This is a genomic window from Pilibacter termitis, assembly GCF_900167335.1.
Lineage (GTDB): Bacteria > Bacillota > Bacilli > Lactobacillales > Streptococcaceae > Pilibacter > Pilibacter termitis.
This window is the reverse complement of sequence record NZ_FUXI01000005.1, coordinates 94,423-115,842: the sequence shown is the minus strand read 5'-3', so window position 1 is coordinate 115,842 and position 21,420 is coordinate 94,423. Positions and strand designations below refer to the sequence as shown.

The window sequence follows — 21,420 nt, the reverse complement described above, 5'->3', positions numbered from 1 at the left end:
GTGAACACTGTCGTTTATTTACTTGAAGCGAAGCTTCAAGTGACATTGTGAGCAGTTGCCAAACTTCAGCCTCTCATAGCTAGACAATAAGAAAAGCGGAGAGGGGCGTTTTGAAGTTTGCAACAGTGAGCCGTGCCGTTTACTTGCTCGAAACAGAGTTTCGAGCGGCACTGCGAACAGTTGCCAAACTTCAGCCCCTCATAGCTGGACAAAAAAGTATAAGGAGAAGAAAATTGAAAATAAAACTATCTGTTCTATTTGCTTTCATGCTTTCTGTTTTCTTTTTGTCAGAGAATGTTTTGGCAAAAGATGTAACAAATGGCGATGAATTAGCGGATGCTCTTGCGAAAAAAGAGGCAAGTATTACAGTAAAATCAAAGAAAATTACTATACCGTCACAAACGGATATTTTAGCAGATGTGACAATTGATTTTAATGGGGCAAGGGTGTTTTTTGAAAAAGACGATTTGCCTGCGATGATTGGGAAAAACAATGCGGAAGTAACCTTGAAAAATTTTAACGTCACAGGAGAAAAGAATGGCGTTTACAAATTCGCACCAACAACAGACGGAAAATCAAGAATGGACGCTTATTTTGTCAATCGGTATGGCTTGGTATCGGGAAAAGTTTCACATGGTGCCGATATGAGAAATCTTATTTTCCAAGATGTGACGTGGATTGCTCCTATTATACAGGACAACAATCGTTTTCTTGTGCAAGAAACAGGAAGTGCGACATTTAGAGGGAAAAATTTTTTCCAATATGCAGGGTCAAAAAATTTACCCTCATTAGAGGCGGCAGAATTGCTTGTGATGAACGGTATGACGTTGTTGGATGACAAAAGTAGTACAGGAGCGTTGTGGTATTCTTCTAACCAATCGAAATTGGATAGAATGAGAGTATATGTAGAAAATCGCTCGGAGTTATTTTGGACGGCAGAGAACAACCAGTATGGCTGGGTGGAAACCAATAGTAACTCGAAAAATAGAAGATTTATTTTGAACAATAAAGGAACACTTGAGTTTAAGTTTGGAAAATCAGCTACTTTTCAAAATTCACGGAGCAAATTTTGGCAAGTGCGTTATTTGTTAGAGAGAAATGCGAAAACGTTTATTAATACACGAGGAAAAATTTTTGATTTTGATATGTTTGAGTCAAGTCAAAATGGAAATTTAGCCAACGCACAAGAGGCAAGTAATGTGAATAATAGTTCTTATTATTTTAGAGCGGAGAGTGGAAGTGTTTCGTTTTTCGATGCAGACGGAAAAATAGTTTCCCGTAAAAATAACCAGCAGACCAATTATGCTAAACAAAATAGAATTGTGCTAAATGCCAATGGTGCCAATACTTTCATTATGGCGTCGAATGAGCAAGATTTTTTTGATAGAAATGAGAATTTCAATTTAACGTTCAATAATCGTGATATGTATGCACTTGCAGATAGAGATATTGACATGGTGATTTCCAATGAGCATTTACCAAACTTGAGAGGAGACTTTGCAAATGTAAGTTCCTCGATAAGATTTCTTTGGGTACGTGCAAAAGCGATTGGTATTTTCCCTACCACTTCTCCAGACAAACCACAATTTCCGAGACAACCAGTTATTCCTGTATTGACAAGGTATGAGTGGTTTTTACCAGAGGACGAGACGTTTCGACACTCTTATTCTTTAGAAGAACTTGATGTATTTGGTGAAACGAAGCAAATGAACCGAACAAGTGCGAGAAAACAAACCTTTGATTTAAGTTTAGATCAGCCACGGCAATTTAAGTTGACGGTGAAATTAAAAACGGATAAAACAAATTTTCCTCATGAATTGATTTATAAAACTTCACAAGGGGAAAAAGTGTTGACACCAAACAAGGAAGAAGAAATTTTCACGGATAGGACGATGTCAACGCAGGACAAAGAAAATTTTTCACATGAGTTTGATGTGGATGAAGGATTCTTTGTCAAAACAGGTCGGAAAATTGCCAAGGAGAAAGATTATCCCTATGAATTAGAATGGAAACTTTCGATTGTAGGCGAAAATCCAAATGTAGTAACAACGAAGGGAAATGTATTGATTAAAAAATCAGGCACGCTCGTTATGCCATTGCAACCACATTTGTCTGGAAATACGCTGAAAAATCCGAATACAGAAAAAGAGGCTGATCCATTTGGCTTATCTTTCACAAAAGTACCACGCATTTTCAATTTTGGCTCAGTGGGACTTGATTATATGAAAGTGAAAAACGGGATTACTTCAAAAGCAACGATAAAGGCAAACGATGACGTGACGAATCAAGAAGGAAAACAAGTGCTACAAATTTTTGACGGGAGAATGTTTGACAAAGGGATAAGCTGGAGTGTTTCAGCGAGTGCGACAACATTTACCAATAGCACGAAAGCAGAGGAGTTAAAAGGTGTGAAAATCATTTTGCACAATGTTCAAGGAAGTAGTGCAGATAAAACAAGCAATAGCGGATTTTCTTATAAACAAACGCAAAACACAATGGAAATCATTGCGGATAATAAAGCAAGTTCCACAGAATTGTTTGGTGTGGTCAACGGAAAACAAGCAAAAGGCTGGAATGAAATTAGCTGGCAACCAGAAGATGTCACACTTGACATTCCAGCAGGAGAGGCAAAACTTGGCTCATTTAGTAGTATTGTTACATGGAACTTAGAGGATAAGCCGTTGAGTTAGAGGAATGAGTAATAGAGCATTTTTTTAGAAAAAATCACAACTATTGAACAGACGAAAAAAACGTGTGGTGCTATGCTTTAGTTGTCAAGAAAAACGAAAAGCTACGAGGGGCGTTAAGGTGGTTGCAACAGTGAGCCATGTCGTTTATTCACTCGAAACGAAGTTTCGAGCGACATTGAGAGCAGTTGCCAACCACCTGCCCCTCGCAGCTAGACAGAGAAAAGCTACGAGGGGCGTTCAGGGGGTTGCAACAGTGAACCATGTCGTTTATTCACTGCTACACTTCGTTTCGCATACAGTTTTTCTAAGAATCAAAGATTCTTGAAAAACTAGCATCGAAACGAAGTTTCGAGCGACATTGAGAGCAGTTGCCAACCACCTGCCCCTCGTAGCTAGACAGAGAAAAGCTACGAGGGACGTTAAGGAGTTTGTCGCAGTGAGCAATGGCATTTACTTGCCTGAAGCAGAGCTTCAGGTGGTATTGCGAACAGCGACCAAACTCCTGCCCCACGTAGCTAGACATAGAAAAGCGGAGAAGTGCGTTTTGAGGTCTGTGGTAGTGAGCCACGTCGTTTATTTAATCGAAACGCAAGTTTCGATCGACGTTGCGAACAGCCACCAGACCTCAGCACTTCGTAGCTAGACAAAGAAAAGCAAGCGGGGCGTTCAGGAGTTTGTCGCAGTGAGCCATGCTATTTACTTGCTACTACACTTCGTTTCAAGTAGCATTGCGAACAGCGACCAACCACCTGCACTTCACAGCTAGTCAAGGGAGAAAGGTTCAACAGGGGGGAGCAACATGGATTTTGAAGGATTGTTTTTAAATGAAAAGGAAAGCTGGCGACTCTCATTGGTGAAAGAATTGGGAAAATATGATAGCGGAGAGTATTTCATTCGTGACCTTGCAGAAAAGCTAGAGAGCAACTACGGCAAGGTGAAAAGCAATCTTGCGAAGTTAGAAATAGAATTAAGCGAGCTGTATTCAGAAAAAATTTTGACCGTTAAACGAAATTGTTTTTCTTTTACTGCTTGCAGTGACCTTGTCGTAGATTACTATGCAAAAATCATGGAGGGGAGCTTGCCTTTTCAGTTTCTTCAAGCCTCGTTAAACTTAGAGTTGATAAACGTGGAAGAATTTTGCAAAAAAATAAAAGTAAATAGAAGTACGCTTTCTGGAGCGTTGAGCAATATGCGGGAATTTTGTAAAAAATATGAGTTGAGACTTTGTTATTCGCCTATTCGACTGGAAGGGGCAGAAATGAGTATTCGTTTGTTTCTGTCTTTTGTTCATGCGATGATTTTTCAGAAAAAGGTAGATTATCCGTATAATGATAGTCAAAGAGAGAAAAGTTTAAAAGAAAAATCACTGGAAATTTTTGAGCAAGATGTTTACTTTATGTCACCAAGTTTGCAAAATAGTTTTTACTATGTTTTTAGAAGAAGACAAGAACAAGGAAATTATTTTGTTCCAACAAAGGAAATGGTAGCTTTTTACCAAAGACAACGGGAGAAATATGAAATTTTACCTATGCGGTATTTTAACAATAATGCAGAAATTGCCAGAAACGAGACGATTTTACTTCATTTTCTCTCTCACTTGCTAGAATATCAAAGGCGAACCATGCAGTCGATTGTAACAGGTGAAAATACGCTTTGTTTTCCTGTGAACATACTCAATGACACACCAGACGTATTGTTGCTTGCGAATCAATTTGTGGATTATTTGCAAAGTGCCTTTTTTTATCAAGTACGAAAAAAATTGCCTGACCAAATTTTGCGTGAGCATATTTATTATCAATTTTATCTTTTCCATGCTTGTCATGAACATAAAATTATTACGCCGATTCATTTTTTGGAAAGCGATATGCTCGATTATCGGCAAGAGCTAGAGAAGATTAGGGGAGAAGTAGCGAAATATTTTCAAGTACACCAAGAAGAATTGAGAAAAGTCTTTCCTTGTTTGGAAAAAAATTATTTTGTGGACGAAGTCTTGCGAACATTGGAGAAAGCATTTTTGAATATGATTGCCAATACCAATTTTGTCATAGGGTTCGCCATTCCGCCGACTTGCCCGTTTTATTTTCCGATTATCAAGGAAATTACCGCAATGAAAGGGGTAGAAGTTGCTCCGCTTTCACATCACTACCAAGATTATGACATGGTGATTTACTCTTCTTCTGATAGAATTGAGCATATCAACTGTCCGTTTATTTACAAGTGGGAAAATCATTTTGGTATCCAAGAAATCAAACGACTTTCGAGACTTGTTTATGAGATACGAAAGATGAAAAGATAACAGCGTGAAACATTGATTTCACGCTGTTATTTGCATTATTATTCAGTAACATATGCCCATTTATAGCACCAAGAAGGTCCTGTTGCATAGTGGACAATACCTTTGATTTTCGGATTGATAAGATGTCCTTCAGCTTTTTGGAAGACAGGAATGACACCCATTTCGTCTTTGACAAGAATATCTGTTGCTTTCTTCATGTCGTCCCAACGTTTTTCAGCGTCAGTTGCATCTGTCGTGTTACTTGCCTCAACTAATTTGTCGTATTCAGCGTTTGACCAGTGACCACGGTTGTAAGAGTTCCCTGTTACGAACAAATCAGTGAAACTTGAAGGGTCTGCATAGTCTGCTCCCCAACCACCAAGAACCGTATCAAAGTCTCCGCTATTTGAGCGATCCAAACGAACAGCAAATGGAACAGGAGAAAGTTCCACTTTCACACCTTTCAAAGCATCTTGAATATCAGCTTGCATTTTTTCCATTACTTTTTTCGTATCGTCATTGTCTGAGGCAATAATATTCATTGAAACTTCTTTAATACCCAATTCTTTTTGAGCTTTTTCCCAATACTCTTGAGCTTTTTTCTTATCAAATTCTACTTGGTCGCCCACTTCTTTAGCGAAGTCTTCTTTTGTTTTAGGGTCAAAACTCATATCTTTTGGAATGATACCAGTAGATTCTACTGAACCGTCACCCAATACGTTTTCAACCAACCCTTTACGGTCAAGAGCGTAACTAACTGCTTTACGGAAGTTTGCATTTGCGTAAACTTTTTGGTTTTTCCCTTTGTACTGGTTCAATTCAAAGTAAGAAGTACGCCCTTCTTTTACAGATTGGAAAGCAGGATCATTTGCCATTTGTTTCGCTTGTTCTCCGGCAATCATTACGTCATCAGCTTTTCCAGCTGTAAACAAGTTCAAGCCAGTAGAAGTATCTTTCACGACAGACACGCTTGCATTTTCCAATTTTACATTTTTTGCGTCCCAGTATTGTGGATTTTTCTTGTATGCCCACTCGGTATCCGTTCCGGGACCGTCAAATTCTTCGAGAGTAAATGGTCCATTGTAAACGGCATTTTCAGATTTCTTCGCATAATCTGCCCCTTTTTCAGTAACCACTTTTTCATTTTGTGGGAAGAAACTAGGGAATGCAAAGAGATATTCCATATATGGTACAGGATGAGCAAGTTTGATTTCCAAAGTATAATCATCCACTGCTTTAATTCCAAGTTTGCTCAAATCTTTTTCTTTTCCAGAATTGATCGCCTCAGCATTTTCTACACCAAAGAATAAACTTGCATATTCACTAGCAGTTTCTGGTTTTACCGTACGTTGCCAAGCAAATACATAATCACTTGCTTTTACAGCATCTCCATTGCTCCATTTTGCTTCTTTGCGAAGTTTCAATTTGTAAGTCAAACCGTCAGCAGAGATTTCAGCTTTTTCCTCTGCACCAGCAGGTTGCAATTCATTTTTCGCATCAATACGATAAAGTCCTTCGTAGACATTGTTCAATGTTGAGAAAGAAATAGTGTCTGTTGCTGTTGACAAATCAGCAGAAGGCATTTCTTGTGCAACTGTTAGTTTAATGTCTTGTGTTTTCGCAATTTTTTCGCTACCGCCTGACGAATTGTCTTTCTTGTCATTTGTCGTAGTAGAGCAACCAGCCAAAAGTGCTACTGAAAATAGCCCTACACCGATTTTGATTAAATTGTTTTTCTTCATTTTTAAAAATCCTCCAGATTCATTTAGTGTAATACTGAGTGTGAAAATCTAAACAATGACGCCCCCAATTACCATATAATTGCCCGCATATCTGGGGGTGTCCGAAATATGCGGACAATATTGCAATTAACTCGTGCCTAGCACAAGGAATTACCCATTTTGTTGTTTTTCTTGAAATTTCTTGCGATACATTTCGATTTCGTCATCTGTCGAATAAACAAAATGTCCGTCAGTAATTTCGTTTAGCTTGCGTGGTTTGTCGTCTGCTATCGGCTGATAAACCGTCCGTCTCCGCTTGCGTTCATAATCAGGGTCAGGGAGTGGAATAGCAGAAAGTAAACTTTCCGTATAAGGATGTACGCCGTAGTTATAAATATTTTCAGCAGTCCCCACTTCAACAAGTTTACCCATATACATCACGCCAATTCTATCAGAGATGTATTTCACCATTGACAAATCATGAGCGATGAAAAGATAGGTCAAGTTTTCTTTTCGTTGCAAATCTTTTAAAAGATTGACCACTTGTGCTTGAATGGAAACATCAAGAGCAGAAATCGGCTCATCTGCAATAATGAACTTAGGTCGCACAGCTAAAGCACGTGCAATACCAATCCGCTGCCGTTGTCCACCTGAAAATTCATGAGGATAACGAGTTGCATGAGCTGCATCCAGACCTACGGTACGCAAAAGCTCTTTTACACGTTCTTCACGCTCTTGAGGAGTTTTGGTTAAGCGAAACACGTCCAATCCCTCTGCGATAATATCACGCACTTTCATTCTTGAGTTCAAACTAGCAGCAGGATCTTGGAAAATCATCTGCACTTTTTGTCTGAAATCTTTCATCTGAGCTTTTTTCTTTAGATTGGCGATGTTTTCACCGTCAAAGAGAATTTCACCTTTTGTTGGTTCATACAAACGGATAATCGAGCGACCTGTGGTAGATTTCCCGCTCCCACTTTCGCCTACAAGACCAAATGTTTCCCCTTCAAAAATGTGAAAAGAAATATCATCTACGGCACGTACTTCTTTTTTTGTGTTGGCATTGAAAATTTGGTGAAGATTTTTTACCTCAAGCAATTTTTTCTGACTCATGCCTTCACCTCTTTCCCACGTTGTTTTTCTTCAAAATACGCATAACGTTTTTTAATTTCATCAGGCACTTCCACTTTCGGTGCACGTTCATCTAAAAGCCAAGTTGCCGCTTTGTGCGTGCTTGAAAGCTCGAAATAAGGAGGTTCTTCCTCAAAATCAATTGCTAGAGCAAACGCATTTCTTGCTGCGAACGCATCCCCTTTTGGTGGATTGAGCAAATCAGGAGGAGTACCGGGAATAGCGTACAAACTTTCTCCGTCATTGGTGTCAAGTGTCGGCATAGAACTCAACAATCCCCATGTATAAGGATGTTGTGGATTGTAGAAAATTTCATCACTTGTCCCTACTTCGACAATTCGCCCACCATACATAACCGCTACTCTGTCTGCCACATTTGCGACAACACCTAAGTCATGTGTGATAAAAATAATCGACATATCAATTTTTTCTTGAATTTGTTTTAACAACTCCAAAATTTGTGCTTGAATGGTCACATCAAGAGCAGTAGTAGGTTCATCAGCAATCACAATTTCTGGGTGTGTGACAAGAGCAATCGCAATGACAATACGCTGCCTTTGCCCACCAGAAAATTGGTGCGGATAGTTGTTCAAACGCCCAGCAGCATTTGGAATCCCAACAAGCTCTAAAAGTCTGAGAGCCTCTTGCTCCGCCTCTTTTTTGCTCACTTTTTTATGCTTACGCAACCCTTCAGCCACTTGTTTGCCAATGGTCATGGTTGGGTCAAGTGAGGTCATTGGGTCTTGGAAAATCATTGAAATGTCTTTTCCACGCAAGTTTTGATACTCTTTTTCGGATATTTTTGTTAAATCTTTACCCTTGAATAAAATTTCTCCAGAGTCAATGTTCCCGTTGTTAGCAAGAAGTCCCATGATCGTACGAGTGGTAACGGATTTTCCGCTCCCACTTTCACCTACAATCGCAAGAGTTTCCCCTTTTTTCAAATCGAAATCCACGCCACGAATTGCCTGAACTTTTCCTGCAAACGTGTCAAAGGAGATGTTTAAGTTTTTTACTTCTAAAATATTTTCTGTCATAAAATCCCCTCCTATTCTTTCGTCTTAGGATCAAATGCGTCCCGTAATCCGTCTGCAAGCAAGTTGAAACCAATCATGATGACAGAAAGTGTAATCGCAGGTCCCCACATTTGAAACGGTAGGAAACGGAAGTTTTTGTATCCGTCTGAAAGCAATGTTCCAAGAGAGGCATTTGGTGGTGAAATTCCAAGCCCGATAAAACTTAGGAATGACTCGAAGAAAATTGCAGTTGGAATACTAAACATCATTTGCACGATAATCACAGAAGAGATATTTGGCAAAATATGTTTGAGTGCAATTTTCCACCGTGATTCACCTAGAGTTGTCGCTGCAAGAACAAATTCTTGATTTTTGAATTTCAACGTCTGGGCTCGAACGATTCGTGCCATTGAAATCCAGTTGGAAATCGCCATGGTGAGAATAATGGTCGTCATACCCGGTTTAAACAAGGTTAACATCAAAATCATGATGACCAAGTTTGGAATACCAGAGAGGACTTCTACGATACGTTGCATGAACATATCCACTTTCCCACCGAGAAGTCCGCTTGTCATTCCGTAAAACACACCGAGTGAAATGTCAATAAGTGTTGCCATAAAGGCAATAATGAGCGAGATACGAAGACCAACGAAAAGTCTTGAGAGAATATCACGACCTAAATAATCTGTTCCGAGCAAATGATACTCGCCACTTGGCACTTTCATTTGTTCATATTTGTCTACAAGATTTCCTCCCACATCCATTTTTCCGTTCAAACCGTTGATGTTTATTCCCGGAATTTTTGGTGGCAAGTTGACTATATCTGTGTTTGATTTCGTAGGATTATACGGCGAAACAAACAAGGTGACAATTGCAACCAAAATGAGTGCGACAATAATCCCCATTGAAAAGACGGCTGCTTTATTTTTCTTTAAACGACGCCATGAGTCTTGTAAAAACGTAAGACTAGGTGCCTCAATTTTTTCTCTATCAGCATTTTCATCGCTGAGTCCGACTAAACGGAATTTATCTGTTACTTCCATTAGCTTTGTCCCCCTTGCACACGTATTCTTGGGTCAATAATACCATAGAGAATATCGACAATCAGGATAACGAAAATCAACAGAGCAGAATACATTACAGTTACTGCCATGATTGTTGGATAGTCATTGGTCATGATAGATTTTACAAATTGTTCCCCAATTCCCGGAACAGAGAAGATATTTTCTACGACAAGCGACCCTGTCATAAGGTTGACAGCCATTGGACCAAGCAAGGTAATCAGTGGAATGAGTGAGTTCCGCAAGCCATGCTTAAAGACGATTTGTCCTTTAGACAATCCCTTCGCACGAGCAAGCTCAATATAATCCGAATTGAGTACCTCTACCATTTCCGTTCGGATAAAACGAGCGGAATCTGCCATTGGACTCATTGCAAGAGCCAAAGTTGGCAAAACTGTCGAAGCTAACCCTTGATCCCAAAGAGCGATTGGGAAAAGTTTTAACTTCATTGCAAGGAAATATTGCAAAAGAACGGCAAATACAAAGTTTGGAATGGAACGCCCGAGAATAGCAATCAAAGTCGAAAGCGTGTCAATCCATGTATTTTTTCGCATGGCTGAAAGAATACCAAGTAATGTTCCAACAACCGTACCAAAGATAACCGCCTGCAATCCTAGTTGCATACTAGGTCCAATCCGTGCAGACAATAAATCCCAGACCTTTTGATTTTTGAATTGGAAACTTTCACCAAATTCAAGGTGCAATAAATTGCTCAAATATTTTCCATATTGCACAATGACAGGTTGGTCAAGCCCGTATTGTTTGTTTAATAATGCGATTTGTGCGTCGCTGAGTCGTTCTGCGTTGGAATATGGAGTCCCCGGCAGAAGCTTCATGAGAAAGAAAGTTATGGTTGCAATAAGCCATAGCGTTAAAATCATGAAGAAAACTCGTTTGCCAATATAGCGTAAAAAGTCCTTCAAATGTTACACCCCCGATAAGTTTGTGGATATTTCTCGATTTTTGCCTATATTACTATGGGCGAAAATTCGAGTTATCCGTATGAAATCTTGCTGAAAATAAAGAGAAACGGTAGAATAGAAGTATCCATTAGAAAGAGGGAACATAATGAAAAAAATTTCCATTATCTCAACGATTCTGCTCGTTATTCTTATTTGCACAAGTTTTCTTATCCGTCAATCTTTGTCATTTGTCACAATAAGCGATGACGCCTTTCTAGCATTTCTGTTTTTTGCAATGCTTGCAAGTTTGCAACTGCTCCTAAGAACAGACACGATGCGATTTTTCAGAGACGCTTGGAGTAAACTAAGGAGAAAAGAAACAACAGAGCTAGCACAAAATCACTCTATTTCGGCTCTTTTTTCAATAGCTTTCATCATGCTCGTCTTTTCACTGGTTACCCTATGTTTTAGCAGGCTATTTCCCTGAGAAAAGTCTGTATTTTATAACAATCAGATTTCAGACAATTACAAATATAAATTATATTTTATATCTCAAAAAAGTCAAGCCCTTATTTAAAAAAAGAAAGATTTTTTATCAAAAAAGCGATGAAAAAATCAGGGATAAAAAAACAAAGAAACGAAATAAAAATAGAAAGCATAAGCATTCTCATTTTGTTGGAAAGGGATACACATACAAATAATTTTTTTTTAAACTTTTTTAGCTGTTGTTTGGATTGAAAAGTGAGTTAATTTAACCATTAACAAACGTTGTTTTATTTAAATTAAAATATTTTTGTTATTTCGGAATGGCAAGCAATAGTATTGAAAAAAACTTATGTTTCGTTACAATGAAAGCAGTCTAGTGAGAAAACTAGACAAGGGGATGTAATGAATGTCGTCAAACAATTTACGAGGGAGGTATGAAGATGAAAACAATGGATTATATTATTTTGTCTAAAGTATTTGAATGGAAAAAGAAAAATATTTTATGTGAAAAGACAACCGACGATTTGGAACGTTTGGTGGTTAGTAGTGAGGCGAGGAAACTTTACCAAAAGCTACGCCGGATGCATTCTCAAGAACTTCACAATGGAATGAACCATATCAACGAATTTATTTTGCAAAATGACTAAAGGGCTGCGTACACTGTCAGCCCTTTTTGTTATCTCAATTGTTGTTCACGCAATTTTTCTAAAATACCCTCACGTTTTTTCGTTAAATCACGTTTTCTTGCACGTGGCAAAATATCTTCGCTTGTTACACGACTTTTTCCTTGCCATGTGGCTGGATTTTCTTCATCAAATTGTTCCAAAAACTCAATGACTTCACGTACAACAGGAGTAGGAGTAGAGGCACCAGCTGTTACGGCGATTTTTTTGATACCAAACAGCCAATCAGAATGAATTTGTGACACGTCACTAATGCGATAGGCGGCTACTTTGGCTTGTTCAATCGAAACTTGTGCTAAACGGTTGGAATTATTACTTCGTGGGTCGCCTACTACTAAGGTTAAGTCGCACCCTTTCGCCTGTTCGACCACTGCCTCTTGTCGTACTTGCGTTGCTAGACAAATATCTTTGTGTAAAATTACTTGCGGATAACGAAGTTGAATTTCTGCCATTAAATCAGCTACATCCCACTGACTCATAGTTGTTTGATTGGTAACAAAAAGTTTTGGATTGCTTAGATTTAATTTTTCTATATCAGCTAAACTGGCAATTAAATGCACCTTTTTTGGAGCAATGCCGATTGCCCCTTCTGGCTCGGGGTGTCCTTTTTTTCCGATATACAGCACATCAAAACCTTTTGCTACTTTCTCAGCAATTAACTCATGCGTAATTTGTACATCAGGGCAAGTCGCATCAATTGTTGTCAATCCTTTTTCTTTTGCACGCTCAACGACTTCTGGAGCAATGCCGTGAGCAGTAAAAATCACCGTTCCACGCTCAATTTTTTCCAAAATTTCCAGTCGATTTTCACCGTCAACCGTCTGCACACCAATATCCTCAAAACTTTTCGTCACGTGTGCATTATGCACAATCATGCCTAATATATAAATAGGTCGTGGCAATGTCTCATCAAGTGCTGCATTTCTTGCAATCACCATGGCATCTACCACGCCATAACAATAACCACGAGGGCTAATATTGATAATTTCCATTTTCAATTGTCACCACACTTTCCTTATAGGGAACTTCTAAAAACTCACGCTTATCCAAAAATGTCAGCTTTCCGATTTTCTTTGTCAATCTCCTCGAAAACAAGAAAAACTAGCTAATTTTGGCTTAAACGGAGTTTTTAAAGGTACCCCATACATTTTACTAAAACATTTCAAAGAATGATAGAAAAAAACTTTCATGTGCAACAGCATTTTTCTCTTTTCTTAATCTTTCATTCACGTTATGATAAAGCTATCAAATAAATGGAGGTTTTTATCATGAGTAAGGTTTATAACAGTATTTTAGATTTGATTGGCAACACGCCGATTGTTCGTATCAACCATGGAGATGACTCATCTGCGGAAGTGTATGTCAAACTTGAATTTTTCAATCCTGCAGGAAGTGTCAAGGACAGAATTGCTCTTGCGATGATTGAGGCTGCGGAAAAAGAAGGAAAATTAAAGGCAGGAGACACGATTGTAGAGCCGACAAGCGGGAATACAGGTGTGGGCTTAGCATTTGTCGGAGCGGCGAAAGGATACAAAGTTGTTTTGACCATGCCAGAAACATTTTCGATTGAGCGTAGAAAATTGATGCAGGCGTATGGTGCGAGCCTTGTTTTGACAAAAGGTGCAGACGGAATGAAAGGTGCAATTCAAAAAGCTGAAGAGTTGGCAGAAGAAAACGGTTGGTTTATGCCACTTCAATTTGACAATCCAGCAAATCCGCAAGTTCATGCACGCACAACAGGAAAAGAAATCATAGAGGCATTTGGTGCGACAGGATTGGACGCATTTGTGGCAGGTGTTGGAACAGGTGGTACAATTACAGGAGCAGGCGGTGAATTAAAACGAGTGAACCCGAACATTCAAATTTATGCCGTAGAGTCTGCGGAGTCTCCTGTATTGTCTGGCGGAAGTCCTTCCCCTCATAAAATTCAAGGGATTTCAGCAGGATTTGTGCCAAAAGTGCTAGATGAAACAATTTATGATGAAATTATTCAAGTAACAAGTGATGCGGCAATTCAATCTGCTAGATTAGCAGGAAAAAATGGCATTTTGGTCGGTATTTCATCAGGAGCAGCTATTCATGCCGCTCTTACGGTTGCAAAAAAACTAGGAAAAGGCAAAAAAGTCTTAGCAATTACAGCCGACAACGGCGAACGTTACCTCAGCACAACACTTTATGATGAAGAAGGTTGATAATGAAAAGCATAAGAGCTGTATGTTCTTATGTTTTTTCTTTTCAAATGTGAATGAAATATCAAAAATAGATAGTTTTCGTTAATCGGAACACATTTTGTTGTTTTTATAGAAAAAATGAAAACACAAAGGAAAAGTTAATAAACATTATAAAAAATATGATTGACAACAATGATACCGTTTTTATATAATGAAAGAAAAAAATATAAAAAACTAATATTTATCAAAAAAAGAAAACGAGGAAAAAATGAATGGAGAAGAAATACACAATCGGACTTGATATTGGAACCAATTCTGTTGGTTGGGCGGTCATTGATGAGAATTTTCAGCTTGTTCAAGGGAAGAAAAAAATCAAATCAAACGCTGTTCTCTCTGAAAAAGGCATTACAATTAACGGCGTTAAATATGAAAAAGGCGATATTCTGCCAGATGGCAAATTTTACAAAACTACATCTAAGACGAATCTTTGGGGTGTGCGTTTGTTTGATGAAGGAAATACGGCTGAAGAACGACGTCAAAATCGTGGACAAAGGAGACGTATTGCCAGACGAAAAGAACGGTTGAACTACTTGCGGGGGATTTTTGATGAAGAGATTGCAAAAATAGATGATAGTTTCTTTATTCGTATGGATGAGAGCTTTTATCATCCTGAAGATAAGCAACAAAAGCACTATACTTACCGGGATAAAAATGGGAAACGTGTTAAAAAAGAGGTTGCAAACAAAGTAATTTTCGACTATCCACTTTTTAAAACAGAACAAGAAGAAAAGCAATATTATAAAGACTTCCCGACCATTTATCACTTGAGATATGCTTTGATGTATCCAGAGAGTGCCAAAGGAAAATTTGGTTTTGATGAAAATGGCAAAGCAGATATTCGTTTGATCTATTTGGCAATGCACCATATTTTGAAGTATCGAGGGCATTTTGTTCAAGAAGGTGTCAATATACAAGTATCAAACGTTGATATTTTAGGAAATATCAAAACTTTTATTGCTGATTATAACGATTATATTGATAGCAAACCTATTGACGAAGATGGTAATTTATTTAAAGAAACGGAATTTAGGAAAAATCCTGATAAGATCAATATCTCAGATGAGCAACTTAATCAAATTCAGGATGTCTTAAAAGAAAAAATTTCAAATTCGTATAAGGTTTATAAAATCATTTCTAAGAAGAATCCAGATGCGATTTTGAAGTATTCTATCAATGTGGAAGCGATATTTAAAGCTATTGTAGGAAATAAAGTAGATATTGCTAGTATCCTCAACAAAGCGGAATACAGCAAAAAAACAAATGAAGTTTGGGATAAGGATGCTAACTTTAAATTTAGCAAAGAAACATTTGAAGATGATTTGCAGGAATTACCTTTTGATGATGACAATGAAAGTAAGCTGATTTTAAGTATCAAAGATATATATGTGGCGGTTCTATTATCAAGTATTTTACAAGGCGAGAACTCTCTTTCAAGTGCGATGATGATGAAATATGACACGCATAAAAAAGATTTAGAACAATTAAGAGAAGTATTTAATAAATATTTTAATAGGGCTGATTACGAACAATTTTTTAGAGAAGTACCTAAATTGACATCAACAGGGTTTTTTAAGGTTGATGAAAAAGGAAAAGCAACGAAAACAGAACTTACAAATTATGTTGCTTATGTCGGTCTACCAAAATCCTATGCCAAATACAACAATAAATTAGAAAAACCATTTAATAAGTATGCAACACAAGAACAGTTTTATAATTATTTAACTGAAAAAATATTATTACCTAAAATTATTGAACTCACAGATTTCAAAGTACCAAAACAAGAGAAGATAGCAAAAACCGTTGAATTTTTAGAGGGTCAAGAAGATGAGTCTTTAAATTTAATTCAAGAGATTTTGCAAAAAATAGAGCTTGAAACTTTTTTAGTCAAACAAAGAATGTATAAAAATGGTGCGATTCCATATCAAGTGCATGAATATGAGCTTTTAGAAATACTGAAAAACCAAGGTAAATATTACGATTTTCTAAATGAAAAAGTAGAGACTGAGATAGAAAACGAAGATGGCGAAATTAGCATACAAGAGCAATATAAAATACAAGCATTGATGAAGTTTCGTATTCCTTATTTTGTTGGACCATTGTCTACAGAAAAAAATGTAGGTTGGGTTCGTGATGATATTTCTGGAAAAATGCAAGCAACAGGTCAGAAATCTAAAAATTCTTGGCTAGTTCGTAGGACTAATGAAAAATTAACGCCATGGAATTTTAATGATGTTATTGATAAAGATGAATCAGCAGAAAATTTCATAGTCAGAATGACTAGTGAGTGTACTTATTTACTTGGAAAAAAGGCTCTGCCTAAAAATTCATTGCTTTATCAAAAATTCACTGTTTTAAATGAATTGACAAAAATTAAGATAGGTTTTGATGGAGAAGAGGGGATTTTTCTCGATAAGATAGAGAAAGAAAAAATTTTACGGCAACTTTTTTATAGAAAACGCACAATCTCTCGTAAAGAATTTGAAACTTTTTTGCATAATAATTTAGGTTATCAAACTGGAATAAAAGTTGTTCGTGGTATTGATGGAAAAGGGTTTAATGCCAATTTGTCAACATTTTATGATTTGGTCGATAAAGTTGGTTTAACTCCTGAATTTATTGAAGAAAATGAAGAGCTCTTAGAAGAAATCATCCGAGCAAAAACAATTTTTGAAGACAAACCGTTAAGAACAAAGAAGATTAAAGAACTTACTAAAGATAGTGTCTTAACAGCTGAGCAAATTAAAGAACTTTCTAAGAAACCATTATCTGGTTGGGGTTCGCTGTCAGCTGAATTGATAAACGGTGTACTTTCAAAAGAAAAAACTTCTACGGTATCTGAAGAAACCAAAACCATTCTTGATTTTTTGTTAGATGATGAAGTTTATAATATTAAAAAGCAACGTCCGCAATTAGCGAATCGAAATTTTATGCAACTTATTAATGATGACACACTCACATTTAAAGAACAAATTGCAGAGCATAATGCTGATTTCATGAAAGCTACTGATTCAATGGAGAGGATTGAAGATAAAATTAATGCTCTAGCAGGTAGTCCAGCCCTTAAAAAAGGAATTAAACAAACTTTTAAGATTGTGTATGAGTTATCAAAGGTTTTAGGAAAAGAGAATGTAAAAAATATTGTTTTAGAAGTTGCAAAAGATGATAATCCAAAAGCTAATAATCATTCAAGATATAAGCAACTTGGTGAATTTAAGAAAGGTTTTGATGCTAGTATTTTAAAACAATATGAAGAACTAGGAAAAGATGAAAAGGAGGCAAATAAAAAACTTTTAAATGAGAAGTTGTTTTTATATTTCATTCAGAATGGAAAATGTTTATATTCCATGGAACCACTAGAATTAGACAACTTGTCTTCATACGAAGTAGACCATATAGTGCCACAAAGATATATAAAAGATGATTCTTTTAGCAATAAGGCTTTGGTTAAAAGTGAATGGAATCAGAAAAAAAGTGGAAATTATCCATTCGTTGATATGATTGATGATAAAGTGAAAGAATGGTGGAAATCCTTAAGAGATCAAAATGCAAATCTTAAGACGCCTTTATTTACCAAGAAAAAATATGAGTCTTTGACTCGAACAGCACCGTTTTCAGAATTTGAAGAAGAAGGCTTTATCAATCGTCAGTTAGTAGAAAGTAGACAAATTATAAAACATGTCAAAAATTTATTAACGGAAGAATTTGGGTTTGAGACAATTACTCATAAAGATGGCAAAAAAGAAAAAGTTAAAAAGACAAATATTCTTTCAATGAAAGCATCCTTTACCGACGGGATTAGAAAAGTAAATAATTTTCACAAGTCTCGTGAACTTAACGATTATCATCATGCACACGATGCATATATTATAGCGAATGTTGGTCAATTTTTAAAAAATGAAATTAACTTTGGAGATGAACGAGCAAATATCATTAGAGCGAAAGCACAAGAGAAAAAATCATTGATGAAAACAATAGAAGAAAAATTATCTGATGCCGTGGAAAATACAAAAGCGAAAGAATTGAAGGAAAAAAATTCGTATTTGGTCAGATTGTTTAATTCTAAAGCAGCAAATTTAGAAACAGGTGAACTCTTAGTTGATTATATGCGAGAGGTTTTGGGGTATAAAAATTGTAATATTGTTAGGATGTATTCAGAGGAGTCAGGCGAATTTTATAATGAATCCATTTATAAAAAAGACGATAAAGATGATAAAGGGGATTCTAAAAAAATATCGGATTTAATTTCAGTTAAAAATGGATTGGACGGACAAAAATATGGCGGGAAATCTTCAGTTAAACCTGCATACAGTGTTGTTGTAAAATACACGACAATTGAAAAGAAAAAAGAAGTATCTAAAATTGGTGTGTTTTCTGTTATGCGAATTGAAAAAGAGAAAGCAAAAGAAGATTTGCTAGGCTTTATTCAATCTAAAAATCCTGATTGGTCTGATATTGAAATTGTTATGCCTAAAATTTTAAACAATCAAATCGTGATTACTGATACAGGTATTCGTCGAATGTTTAGAAGTTGGAATAAAAGTGACGGGATTGTTTTTAATAAAGGACGACAAATTATTTTAGAGAAAGAGAATTATCAGACGTTGGTTAAGTTTGATGAAGCAACAAACGAAGAGAAATTAAAACTTTATCAGACATTGTTAGGTTTATTGAAACAAGAAGAAATTTTGTCTGACAAGGCATTTGAGGGATTTGAAAAATTACAAGAAAAATTCTTAAGTTTTCCTTTGAAAAATGTTCTTGAAAAAACAAAGGTCAAAGAAATTGGTCAAAAAGAGGTGATTCAAGGGATGGTTTCTTATTTATCTGCGGGTAAAGTTGGCAGTAAAGATACGAATTTGGCTAAAGTAGATAAAGCATTAAACAATAAAATTTTAAAAATCGGGAATAAGTCAATGAAGAATTATACGATTCTGCACCAATCCATCACCGGTCTTTACGAAACAAGAACCAAACTAGACTAAAATAAAACTCTCTCAGAGGACACATTTTTCCTCTGAGAGAGCATTTTAGAAAACAAAAAAAGAGCGATGACGCTCTTACTTTTTCAAGTTGATTACGGATAAACCTTATTTTAACTTGTCGTGTTAATTTGATTAGTTCCAAAAATCATTTAACAAAGTCATTATAGCAGAAAAAATTTGAAATGGCAAGGAGAAAATGTATGACATGGAGAACGGTTGTAATTAATCAACATTGCAAGTTGAGTTATCAAAACAATCATTTGATTTTTAAGTCGAGTGAGGGGGTGGAAAAAATTCATCTTTCTGAAATTCACACATTATTGCTTGAAACAACGGACATTGCGATTACTACTGCGTTGATTTTTAAATTGGCAAAATACAATGTACGGCTTATTTTTTGTGATGACAAGCGGAATCCATTAGGTGAGCTGACGCAATATTATGGTAGCCATGACAGCAGTAAAAAGTTGAATCAACAGCTGATGTGGGAAGAAAATGTGAAGAAAGAAGTTTGGACGCAAGTGATTCGGCAAAAAATCGACAATCAACGGCGACATTTGATGAAAAATGACTATTTGGCTGAGGCGGAGATGTTGAGCGGTTATTTGGAGCAATTACAGTTGTTTGACACGAGTAATCGAGAAGGGCATTCGGCGAAAGTTTATTTCAATGCGTTATTTGGTAAGAAATTTACACGTGACGAACCTAGTGAAATCAATGCTTTTCTGGATTACGGTTATTCACTTTTGTTATCTATTTTCAATCGAGAAATTGTGAAAAATGGTCATCTCACGCAACTCGGGTTGAAACATTCCAATTATTTTAATCACTTCAATCTTTCAAGCGATTTGATGGAACCGTTTAGAGTAGTTGTTGATGAAAAGGTTTACGAGCTGAGGAATAAAAATTTCGCTAAAAACAAGCACCATTTATTTGAAATTTTTAATCAAACCTATTGTTATAATAACAATGAAATGTATTTGGTGAATATTGTCGAACATTATGTGAAGAAAACGTTGCAGGCATTGGCTGAGGCGGATGCTACGAAGATGATGGAGTTCAGGATAAGTGAGTTATAGATTTATGAGACAATTGTTATTTTTTGATTTACCCACAGAAACCCCGCAAGAGAAAAAAGAATATCGCAAATTTCGTAAGTTTCTACTAAATGAAGGTTTTTTGATGCTGCAATTCTCCGTTTACTCCAAACTGAGCTTGAACGACACACAAGCGAAAACAATTTTGAGGAAAATTGAAAAAAATAGACCTTCAAGAGGAAGTGTCGTGGTACTCAAAGTGACAGAGAAACAATTTGCGAACATGACATTTGTTTTAGGTGAAAGAGAGACTTCTTTTGCAAATTCTGACGAACGTGTAATATTTCTTGGCGAAAGGATGGCAGAAGATGATTTCGATAAACTTTGAACATTTGGATAGACCGATTGAATTAGAGGGGAAACGCACGAATATTTTGGTAGTTGAAGAGAATCAACTGTATTCTAAAATTATGTTTTCGTTATATAATCGAACGGATGAATACTTTAAAATATTTGATGAAAAATATAAAAATATACCAGAAAAGAAATTGTTAACCATTTTCAATCCGCTACAATTTGACTTTGATGAGCGAAGTTTAAAAACAATGCTTTATAACAAAATTTTGACCACGTTAAACGTTGAACAAACGATAAAGCAAGATATTGCCGAGAGCTATCAATCGTTAGTGAATAAAGTCATGAGTTATGTTTATGAAAATGAAGAAATTGATGTTGCTTTTCGTGATGAAATCGAGATGAAAGAGCTGTTCAAACTGATTGGATTAAGCATTAATCAAGAAAGAATGACGAGCATTTTTGAAAAAGTGTGCATGGTGATTGACACGTTGAACGAGTTGGCAAGCGAGAAGTTATTGATTTTCACCAATTTAAATATTTTACTCACAAGAGAGGAATATCAAGCAATCGTAGAGCAGATTAACTTGAACAATTTGACGGTTTTAATCATCGAAAGCAATCAATATCATCTTGAAGAAATTTCACATTGGTATTTAGATGAAGATTTCTTTCTGAGCAAAAACGTGGTATAATCAAAGAAAAATTTCACGATTTTAAAGGAAAAAAACTAAAAAAATAAAGGAATCTTCAATTTTGAAGGGATTTGTCACCCAAGCGACAAGGCTAAAACCGAGGAAAAAAATTCATTTGAGGTTTTAGAGTCGTGTTAAATTGAATGGTTCCAAAAC

16 protein-coding genes are annotated in these 21,420 nt (G+C 36.4%); 10 read left to right on the top strand and 6 right to left on the bottom strand.

The genetic code is table 11. From position 1 onward, the window contains the following. The first annotated feature begins 110 nt into the window (after positions 1 to 110). The 4 genes from B5D30_RS03280 (at position 111) to B5D30_RS03265 (ending at position 4,986) form a co-directional block, all read left to right on the top strand. The gene (locus tag B5D30_RS03280; protein ID WP_078806616.1) at positions 111 to 2,690 is read left to right on the top strand and encodes a WxL domain-containing protein; all 2,580 of its coding nucleotides are present in this window, start codon (positions 111 to 113) and stop codon (positions 2,688 to 2,690) included. Positions 2,691 to 2,820: 130 nt separating this feature from the next. Then, positions 2,821 to 3,015: a hypothetical protein gene (locus tag B5D30_RS03275; RefSeq protein WP_144399466.1), complete on the top strand. Its 195-nt coding sequence runs from the start codon at positions 2,821 to 2,823 to the stop codon at positions 3,013 to 3,015. 33 nt (positions 3,016 to 3,048) lie between these two features. Beyond that, positions 3,049 to 3,333: a hypothetical protein gene (locus tag B5D30_RS03270; RefSeq protein WP_144399465.1), complete on the top strand. Its 285-nt coding sequence runs from the start codon at positions 3,049 to 3,051 to the stop codon at positions 3,331 to 3,333. 156 nt (positions 3,334 to 3,489) lie between these two features. Continuing rightward, positions 3,490 to 4,986 carry a helix-turn-helix domain-containing protein gene (locus B5D30_RS03265; protein ID WP_078806613.1) on the top strand — a complete coding sequence of 499 codons (1,497 nt, stop codon included), beginning with the start codon at positions 3,490 to 3,492 and terminating at the stop codon, positions 4,984 to 4,986. Positions 4,987 to 5,024: 38 nt separating this feature from the next. Here B5D30_RS03265 and B5D30_RS03260 read toward each other — a convergent pair whose 3' ends face one another. The 5 genes from B5D30_RS03260 to opp3b form a co-directional block, all read right to left on the bottom strand. Beyond that, positions 5,025 to 6,707, bottom strand: a complete 1,683-nt coding sequence (locus B5D30_RS03260) for a peptide ABC transporter substrate-binding protein (protein ID WP_078806612.1) — start codon at positions 6,705 to 6,707, stop codon at positions 5,025 to 5,027. A 150-nt stretch (positions 6,708 to 6,857) separates the two neighbouring features. Then, positions 6,858 to 7,799 (bottom strand): ABC transporter ATP-binding protein, encoded by a 942-nt coding sequence (locus B5D30_RS03255; protein WP_078806611.1) that lies wholly within the window; start codon positions 7,797 to 7,799, stop codon positions 6,858 to 6,860. Next, positions 7,796 to 8,854 carry an ABC transporter ATP-binding protein gene (locus tag B5D30_RS03250; protein WP_078806610.1) on the bottom strand — a complete coding sequence of 353 codons (1,059 nt, stop codon included), beginning with the start codon at positions 8,852 to 8,854 and terminating at the stop codon, positions 7,796 to 7,798. Before B5D30_RS03250 ends, B5D30_RS03255 begins: the two co-directional genes overlap by 4 nt. A gap of 11 nt (positions 8,855 to 8,865) precedes the next feature. Next, positions 8,866 to 9,876: an ABC transporter permease gene (locus B5D30_RS03245; protein WP_078806609.1), complete on the bottom strand. Its 1,011-nt coding sequence runs from the start codon at positions 9,874 to 9,876 to the stop codon at positions 8,866 to 8,868. Then, positions 9,876 to 10,817: an oligopeptide ABC transporter permease gene (gene opp3b, locus B5D30_RS03240; RefSeq protein WP_144399464.1), complete on the bottom strand. Its 942-nt coding sequence runs from the start codon at positions 10,815 to 10,817 to the stop codon at positions 9,876 to 9,878. Before opp3b ends, B5D30_RS03245 begins: the two co-directional genes overlap by 1 nt. Positions 10,818 to 11,716: 899 nt before the next feature. On the opposite strand from opp3b, the gene B5D30_RS03230 reads away from it, so the two are divergent. Continuing rightward, complete coding sequence (locus B5D30_RS03230) at positions 11,717 to 11,929, top strand: hypothetical protein (protein WP_144399463.1); 213 nt, start codon at positions 11,717 to 11,719, stop codon at positions 11,927 to 11,929. Between the two features lie 29 nt (positions 11,930 to 11,958). On the opposite strand, the gene B5D30_RS03225 is transcribed toward B5D30_RS03230, so the two are convergent. Next, a complete protein-coding gene (locus B5D30_RS03225) occupies positions 11,959 to 12,957 on the bottom strand; it encodes a 4-hydroxy-3-methylbut-2-enyl diphosphate reductase (protein ID WP_078806605.1) in 999 nt (332 codons plus the stop codon). 276 nt (positions 12,958 to 13,233) lie between these two features. On the opposite strand from B5D30_RS03225, the gene cysK reads away from it, so the two are divergent. From cysK to csn2, 5 genes are all read left to right on the top strand, one after another. Beyond that, positions 13,234 to 14,157 carry a cysteine synthase A gene (cysK, locus tag B5D30_RS03220; protein WP_078806604.1) on the top strand — a complete coding sequence of 308 codons (924 nt, stop codon included), beginning with the start codon at positions 13,234 to 13,236 and terminating at the stop codon, positions 14,155 to 14,157. A 251-nt stretch (positions 14,158 to 14,408) separates the two neighbouring features. Further along, on the top strand, positions 14,409 to 19,178 hold the full coding sequence (gene cas9, locus B5D30_RS03215; RefSeq protein ID WP_078806603.1) for a type II CRISPR RNA-guided endonuclease Cas9: 4,770 nt from the start codon (positions 14,409 to 14,411) through the stop codon (positions 19,176 to 19,178). A gap of 200 nt (positions 19,179 to 19,378) precedes the next feature. Further along, positions 19,379 to 20,257, top strand: coding sequence for a type II CRISPR-associated endonuclease Cas1 (gene cas1, locus B5D30_RS03210; RefSeq protein WP_078806602.1), 879 nt, complete (start codon positions 19,379 to 19,381; stop codon positions 20,255 to 20,257). Beyond that, positions 20,247 to 20,603 carry a CRISPR-associated endonuclease Cas2 gene (cas2, locus tag B5D30_RS03205; RefSeq protein WP_078806601.1) on the top strand — a complete coding sequence of 119 codons (357 nt, stop codon included), beginning with the start codon at positions 20,247 to 20,249 and terminating at the stop codon, positions 20,601 to 20,603. Before cas1 ends, cas2 begins: the two co-directional genes overlap by 11 nt. Then, on the top strand, positions 20,584 to 21,264 hold the full coding sequence (gene csn2 / locus B5D30_RS03200) for a type II-A CRISPR-associated protein Csn2 (RefSeq protein WP_078806600.1): 681 nt from the start codon (positions 20,584 to 20,586) through the stop codon (positions 21,262 to 21,264). Before cas2 ends, csn2 begins: the two co-directional genes overlap by 20 nt. Positions 21,265 to 21,420: the final 156 nt, after the last annotated feature.